8 protein-coding genes are annotated in these 7,395 nt (G+C 68.0%); all 8 read right to left on the bottom strand.

Going from position 1 to position 7,395, the window contains the following annotated elements:
• The coding region (locus C1I98_RS32170; protein WP_146607667.1) for a transposase at window positions 1–154 on the bottom strand (154 nt) is incomplete at its 3' end.
• Window positions 155–707: 553 nt separating this feature from the next.
• On the bottom strand, window positions 708–1,571 hold the full coding sequence (locus C1I98_RS32165) for an FAD binding domain-containing protein (protein WP_111171122.1): 864 nt from the start codon (window positions 1,569–1,571) through the stop codon (window positions 708–710).
• 9 nt (window positions 1,572–1,580) lie between these two features.
• Window positions 1,581–2,321 (bottom strand): SDR family NAD(P)-dependent oxidoreductase, encoded by a 741-nt coding sequence (locus C1I98_RS32160; protein WP_158558269.1) that lies wholly within the window; start codon window positions 2,319–2,321, stop codon window positions 1,581–1,583.
• A gap of 49 nt (window positions 2,322–2,370) precedes the next feature.
• A complete protein-coding gene (locus C1I98_RS32155) occupies window positions 2,371–3,315 on the bottom strand; it encodes an aminotransferase class IV (protein WP_111171120.1) in 945 nt (314 codons plus the stop codon).
• A 147-nt stretch (window positions 3,316–3,462) separates the two neighbouring features.
• Window positions 3,463–3,594 carry a hypothetical protein gene (locus C1I98_RS45185; RefSeq protein ID WP_267898091.1) on the bottom strand — a complete coding sequence of 44 codons (132 nt, stop codon included), beginning with the start codon at window positions 3,592–3,594 and terminating at the stop codon, window positions 3,463–3,465.
• Between the two features lie 21 nt (window positions 3,595–3,615).
• Window positions 3,616–4,071, bottom strand: a complete 456-nt coding sequence (locus C1I98_RS32150; protein WP_111171119.1) for a cobalamin B12-binding domain-containing protein — start codon at window positions 4,069–4,071, stop codon at window positions 3,616–3,618.
• A complete protein-coding gene (locus C1I98_RS32145) occupies window positions 4,047–5,684 on the bottom strand; it encodes a methylmalonyl-CoA mutase family protein (protein WP_111171118.1) in 1,638 nt (545 codons plus the stop codon). The genes C1I98_RS32150 and C1I98_RS32145 overlap by 25 nt, the downstream gene beginning before the upstream one ends.
• Window positions 5,681–7,180, bottom strand: coding sequence for an AMP-binding protein (locus tag C1I98_RS32140; protein WP_158558268.1), 1,500 nt, complete (start codon window positions 7,178–7,180; stop codon window positions 5,681–5,683). Before C1I98_RS32140 ends, C1I98_RS32145 begins: the two co-directional genes overlap by 4 nt.
• Between the last annotated feature and the right edge of the window lie 215 nt (window positions 7,181–7,395).

Genomic DNA, 7,395 nt, shown 5'->3' with positions numbered 1-7,395 from the left:
GGCATCCCGATCGCACGACGTACAGGATGGCGTTGACGATCTCCCGGCGCGGGTGCTTTTCCGGGCGTCCGCCGGTGTTCGGCTCGGGCAGCAGCGGCTCGATCAGTTCCCACTGGGCGTCGGTCAGGTCGGAGGGGTAGCGATCGGGGGGCATCGAGCCACTTTGGCGGTATCGGCATGTCTCGTCACGCCGCCACGCCGGACATGAACGATCTTCTCAAACACGCACTTACTGTGGGAACGTTTCTCCGGTCGAGTATGAGGAGACGTTCCACCGATCGACCGCCGGCACTGACCTGGCGGCCGAGAACCAAGCGATCTAGCCTCCAACTTCGCCGGGGCGGTCCAGTCCCGTCTGGACCGGCGATCGCCTGGATGTTCATGTCGTGCACGCGGTGCTTGCCGGAGTAGAAGAGCCGGTCGGCGCGCACCCGGTCGGTGTGGGATGAGCGTGCCGTCGAGGATCGCATGGGTCGGCTCGTCCTTGGCGGCCTTCCGTAACGCCTGCTTCAGCTTCACTCCACGAAGCAGGTCATTCGTGGTCAGGTTGCGGAGGTGCCGTCCTGAGCCCCCATATGAGCGACGAGCGCCGCGCGAGAAGCCACGCCTTGGGCGTCGGCGGATCGGCAGCCCGGCACGGTCTGGTACGACTCGCGAGACGGTCCTGATCGATCATGTTGCGCCCGTCTACAGCCGGGAGCGGCGTACTACGGCGGGCTTGAGCCCAAGGCCCGGGTCAGGGCAAGGAGCAGGGTGTCGCGGGTGAGGGGGCGCAGTACGCGGAGGCGGTGATCGCGGGTGCCGCGTACATCATCGATCGGTGACGAGGCCGCGACGACATGTTCGCAGGCGTGAGCGATCGCCTCGTCGTCACATGTCGTGCCCACCAGCGTCTCGGCGGCGGCGGGAACCAGGCGTGGTGTCGGCGCAACGGCACCGATCGCGATCGCCGCATTCACGCACACCCCATCCTCGATGGACAACCATGCGGCCACCCCGACGACCGCGAGGTCCATCGAACGCCGGTAGGTGAAACGCCGATAAGCCGAACCGCCCTCCCGCACCGGAACTCGGATGGAGACCAGCGCCTCCGATGGCTTCTTGACATTGCGGCTCGGCCCGGTGAAAAAGTCCCGGACCGGAACGTGGCGGATGCCGTCGAGTGACTGTAGTTCGGCGACTGCGTCGAGGACGAGCAGGCCGCACAATGTGTCACCGGCCGGCGATGAGCGGCAGAGATTGCCGCCCAGGGTGGCTCGTTCGCGGGTCTGCGCCGCGCCGACGATCTTCGCCCCGTCGAGGATCGCGTCCAGCGACCGGCCATCGCGCTCGCCGAGATCGGCCAGCGTGGTCGCGGCGCCGATCCGTATCGCGTCGCCTTCGGTTTCGACACCGCGAAGCTCGGCCACGTGCTTGACATCGACCAGGACCGCCGGGGTGATCGCGCCGGCGGCCCGGAGCGGGACGAGGTCGGTGCCGCCGGCCAGCGCGAACGCTCCCGGTTCTGCCAAGTCACGAATGAGATCGGCCACCGTGAGTGGTCGCAGGTACGTAAATCCCGTGGTGGGCATGACGAGGTCCTAGTGGAGAAACGACGCGCCGGTGGCGTCGATGGTCGATCCCGTGGAATATCGTGCCCGGCCCGTCGACAAGAAGAGGATCAGCTCGGAGATGTCGCGGGCCGTACCGAACTCTCCCATCGGAATCTCCGCCAGGTACCGGTCGGGGCCGCCATGGCTGTCGACCTGCGCCCGAGCCTGTTCGGTATCGATGATCCCACCCGAGATCAGATAGGTGAGGATGTCGTCCTTCGCGAAACCGCGAGCGACTCCGCGCAGCAACGAGTTCAAGCCGCCCTTCGCGGCGCCGTCCTGTAGATAGTCCGGGTAGTCGCCACGCACCGCGATCCGGCCGGTGAGGCCGATGATGACGCCCTGGCAGCCCCGTTCGAGGAAGTGGTGGATCGCGAACCGCGACAGGTGCGCGGGGGCGACAAGGTTGACCCGGAGTGCGGCCATCCAGTGGCGATCCCACTCCTCGGCCGACACGTCGAGCGCGATGGGCTCGCGTACCGACGCGTTGTTGACGACCACGTCGATTCCGCCCTTCCAGGCCACCGCCTCCTCCCACAGGCGTTCGACATCCCGGAGCTCGGCGAGGTCGGCGCGGGTCGCGGCCGTCCGCTCCGAGCCCAGTTCGGCGACGAGCTCATCGGAGCGCCGCGAGCTCGCCCGGTAGTTGAAGAAGACGTTCGCGCCCGTCGCCACGAAGTCCCGGACGGCGGCCTCGCCGATTCCCCGGGAGCCGCCGGTCACCAGCACGTTCTTGCCACAAAGTTCGGGATACCGCATATCACTGGACATGGTCCGGCTACGCCTCCTTGGTGGTCAGTTGCAGGTCGGGTTCCGCCCCGTCCCGGCCGAGCAGTTCGGTGTAGGCGTCCATCAGCCGCTCGGTGGCCGGCCCCATGGTGCCGTCTCCGATCCGGCGTCCGTCGATCGACTCGACGAACGCGACCCCGCTTCCGGTGCCCACGATGAACACCTCCGCCGCGGTGAACAGGTCGTAGGCGGTCATCACGCGCTGGACGACCCGCAATCCTGGGCCCGCGGCACCCTCGGCGACCAGCCGCAGGACCGTCTCCCGGGTGATCCCGGCGAGAATCCCGTTGGACGGGGGCGTCGCCAAGGTGTCGCCGTGGCGCGCGAAGATGTTCGCCACCGGAAGCTCCGCGACGTTGCCTTCGAGATCGAGCATGATCGCGTCGTCGGCTCCCGCCGCGATCGCCTCGAGTTTCGCGACAATGTGGTTGAGGTAATTGTTCGACTTCACCCGCGGCTCAAGACAGATCGGCGGGGTCCGTCGTGTGGAGGCGATCGCCAGCTTGACCCCGACGCCGGGGGGACGGGTCACCGCCGGGGCACCCTGCATCGAGATGACCAGCTTGGGCTTGAGAGCCTTGCGGGGATCGGATACCGGATATCCTTCACCGCGGCTGATCACCACCCGCACGTAACCGTCGGAAAGCTCGTTGCGCTTCGCCAGTTCGGTGATGAACGCGGTTATCTGCTCTTGGTCGTACGGGGGCGTGATCTGGAGGTACTGGCAGGACGCCCACAGCCGATCGAGGTGCGGGCGCAACGCGAACAGCCGCCCGCCGCGGCAAATGATCGTCTCGAACACTCCGTCGCCGTAGAGAAAACTGTGGTCGAAGATCGAGACCGAGGCCGTGGCCGCGGGCACGAATTCACCGTCCACACAGGCGAAGCCACGTTTGTACTCCGCTACCGCTGCTTCGGGAACGTTTTCAGACATCGGATGGTCCTTCTTCTTCGGCTGGGAGGATCTTGTATTCGAACCAGAAGCGCGGTCCGGCGGCCGGTTCCGGGTTCAGTGCGAGGCGGACCGCGACCGGTGTGCCGGCGTCGCCGGTGAGCGGGAAACGGGATGGCCTCCAGGGCTTCAGTCCCATGCCGGTACCCGTTCCAGAATCTGTACGCTCACCGCGGCGGGGTCGCCTTCGAGCCGGCCGCCGCTGTTCTGTGCGAGCCCGAGACGCAGCCGCCAGACGAGTTCGGCGATCTGCGCCGGCACCGGCTACCGCCACCTGCTGTGTCATGAGGTTCCGTTCTGTTCCGGATCGCCGGGACCGGACCGCACATTGGCGGTGATGAACCGTACGATCTCGTCGATCTTCGTCGCCGGATGGAAGATCTCATCGACGCCGAACTCGCGTAGCGGCTGGACATCGACGTCGGGGATGACCCCGCCGACGAGCAGCAGGACGTCGTCCAGGCCGTGCTCCTTCATGAGCGCGCAGACGCGGCGCAGCAGCGGCATGTGCGCACCGGACAGGATGCTTATCCCGATGACATCGCAATCCTCCTGCAACGCGGTCGCCACCACCTGTTCGGGCGTACGGCGCAAACCGGTGTAGATGACCTCCATGCCGGCGTCCACCAGCCCACGGGCCACCACCCGCGCGCCCACCTCATGTCCGTCGAGGCCGACCTTGGCCACCACGATGCGCACTGCCCGTCGCCCGCTCAGAACGTCTGGTCCGGTACCCATTCGCCGAACACCTCCCTGAGCACATCTGAGATCTCGCCGATCGTCGCGTAGGCCCGCACGGCCTCCAGCACCGTCGCGACGGAGTTGTCGCCGCGCCGCACAGCGGCCTCCACATCACGCAGCGCGCCGGTCACCCGCCTGCCGTCTCGAACGCGCCGCAACTCGGCCAGGTCCGTGCGGCGCCGCTCCTCCGCGGCCTCGGACATCACCGAGGTGGGGCGCACCGCCCATGAGTCGTCGTCGGCCACCGCGAGCCGGTCCACGCCGACCATCGGCCGGACTCCCGCCTCATAGCGTTCCTGCCGGCGGACCGCGCCGTCGCTGATGATCTCGCGGATGAAGCCCGAGTCGATGCACGCCCGCGCCCCACCCGCCGCCTCGACCGCGGCGAATCGCTCGCGGATGCCTGCCTCGAGTTCGCTGGTGAGCGATTCGAGGTAGTACGACCCCCCGAGCGGATCCGCGGTGAGACCGAGGCCGATCTCAAGGCCCATGATCTGCTGCATCCGCACCGCGATCTTCACGGCCTCGTCCGACGGCGTCTGTATCACTTCGTCGTACGAGGCCGTGTACAAGCTCTGTACTCCGGCCAGGTAATAGGCAAGCGACCCGAGCGTGATCCGGACGATGTTGTTCAACGGTTCCTTGCGAGTCTCCCGGCCGTGCCCGTACGCGGTGACCTCCAGCGCCATCGACTTCGGATCGAGCGCGCCGAATCGGTCGCGCAGCAACTCCGCCCATATCCGCCTGGTCGCCCGCACGTTGGCGATCGCGGCGAAGAAGTCCTCCCGCTCGTCGAGGAACAACTGGATCTGGGGGGCGAACGCGTCGATCGGAAGGCCGCGGTCGATCAGGGTCTGGATGTAATGGGTCGCGTTGCCGAGGGCGAACGCCGTGCCCCAGGTCGATCCCGCTCCCGCGGCGTTGAGGTGGTTGACGCACACGTCGAGCAGATAGAAGTGCGGCGCGTGCCGGGCGGACCACTCGACCACGTCGGCGGCCAGCCGTACCGCATCTTCGACCGGCAGGAACTGCGTCCCCCTGGCGACGTACTCCTTGAGCGGGTCGTTCTGCAGGTCGAGGACGAAGTCGTCGACCTGGCACCCCTGGCGTTCGGCGAGCGCGAGGAACAGCGCCAGCGCGATCGGCCCTATCGCGTTACCGAGCATGCCGACCCGGCGGAGCCGTGACACCGGCACGCCGTCGAAGACGCACTCCAGGTCGCGCAGCGACGCGATCGACACCCCCGAGCGTCCCACCTCGCCCGCGGACATGATGTGGTCCGGGTCATAGCCGATCTGCGCCGGCAGGTCGACCGCGAGCTGGACGATCTCCGCGCCCCAGTCGACCAGCTTGCGCACCCGGCGATTGGTGTCATCGGGGGTCCCCAGCCCGGTGTACACCTTCACCAGGGTCGGCGCGGTCCGCTGCCCGTCGGGATGGACGCCCCGGGTGAACGGGAATGTCCCGGGGGCCCCGATCCGCTCGTCGCCGACGTCGCGCCGGGACAGGTCGCCCCGGTCATACACGGCCTGCACGGCCGGACCGGCGTCGAGCCGGAAGAACTCCTCATCGGCCGGCACCCCCCAGGGCCGCCGCCGCGTCCCGGTCATCGGGTGTCCACCTCCCGGAGACCGGCGAGCAGATCCGGTGTGGAGACCTTGCCGTAGGCGTTGCGCGGCAGGCTCGCCCGGACCTCGACCCGGCGCGGTCTTTGGTAACCGAGCTCGGCTCTCGTGTAGGCGATGATCTCCTCGACGCTCACGTCCCGGCCGGGCCGCGGGCTCACGAAGGCGGCGACCTGCTGACCGAGCGTGTCGTGCGGCAGGCCGATGACGGCGGATTCCAGGATCGCCGGGTGCCGGTTGAGGACGTCCTCGACGACGCGGGGCGCGATGTTGAAGCCACCGCTAATGATCATTTCGTCGGTGCGGCCGAGCAGGTAGAGGTAGCCGCGATCATCCAGCTCGGCCATGTCCCGTGTGTGGACGTAGCCATCACGCAACACCTCTGCGGTCATTTCCGGCTGCTTCCAGTATCCGGCCATCAGATGCGGGCCGCGTACGATCACCTCGCCGGGTTCACCCGGGGCGACGTCTCGGCCGTCCGCGTCGACCACCCGCACCTCCACGCCGCGCCAGGGACGTCCGGCGGACGACAGCAGCCGGCCACCGGCGGCATGGTCGCGCTCGTCGAGCACGGTGATGGACATCGGAGCTTCGGCCTGCCCGTACAACTGGGCGAAGACGGCTCCGAACGTGCCGATCAGCTCCTCAAGCTGCGTGGCCGGCATCGGCGAGGCACCGTAGATGATCTTTCGTAGCGCCGGCAGGTCGGACGCGGTGACGCCTGCCGAGAGCATCTGCAGCAGCATGGTCGGCACCACCTTGAGCGTCTGCGCGCCATGGCGTTCGGTGAGTTCGATACAGCCGGCCGGATCGAACTTCTCCATGACGACGCAGGTCGCGCCGCTCATGAACCACGGCAGCAGGAAGAAGCCGCCACCATGGCTGAGCGGCTGAGTGAGCACGATCTTGTCCCCGGCGCACACCGGCCCGAATTCCAGCAGCAGATTGTGCGCCACGGCGACATACGCCGAGGGGGTGAGCATGACGCCCTTCGGGCGGCCGGTCGTGCCCGAGGTGTAGAAGAGGCAGTACGGCGTGCCCGGCTCGGCGTCGCCGGGAGGCGGTGTGTCCGGGGCGGCGGCCAGCGCGGCGTCGTAGTCGGAGATCTCCCTGGCGGTCGTGTCCCCTTCGAGGCGCAGCACCGCCGGCACGTCGGCCGTACGGAGAATCTCCCCGGCCGCCGCGGCGAACCGTTCCGCGTAGATCAACGCCTTCGCGCCGGAGTCGGTCACCACGTCCACCTGCTGACGCGCCGGGGCACGGGTGTTCAGCGAGACCCGGACATATCCAGCCAGCGCCAGGCCGATGTCGATTTCCAGATATTCGGGGCAGTTGTGCAGCAGGACCGCGACCCGGTCACCGGGCCGGCACCCTCGCGCGGCGAGCGCGTTGGCCAGCCGCTTGGCGCGTTCGTGCACGACCGCGAAGGTTCGTGCCGTCTCGCCGTACACCACGGCCACCCGGTCACCGTGCATGCGCACGGTCCGCTCTATGAGATGACGGTAGTACATCCTGCTCCCATCAAGCCCGGGTCTCGCCCGCCGCGTCCACGACGAGCAGTCCGTCGTCCAGCCGGTGCCCGGTGGCGAACCGGCTGAAGTGGAAGGGCCGGAGGCGCCGGTCCAGCACTCCGGTGTTCAAGTAGTCGGCGATCAGCCGACCGGTCCCGACCGACACCATGTAGCCCTCCCCGCCC

It is taken from the genome of Spongiactinospora gelatinilytica, from assembly GCF_003236385.1.
Lineage (GTDB): Bacteria > Actinomycetota > Actinomycetes > Streptosporangiales > Streptosporangiaceae > Spongiactinospora > Spongiactinospora gelatinilytica.
Note: the sequence above shows the minus strand (reverse complement) of the source record. Positions and strands in the feature narration are given on the sequence as shown.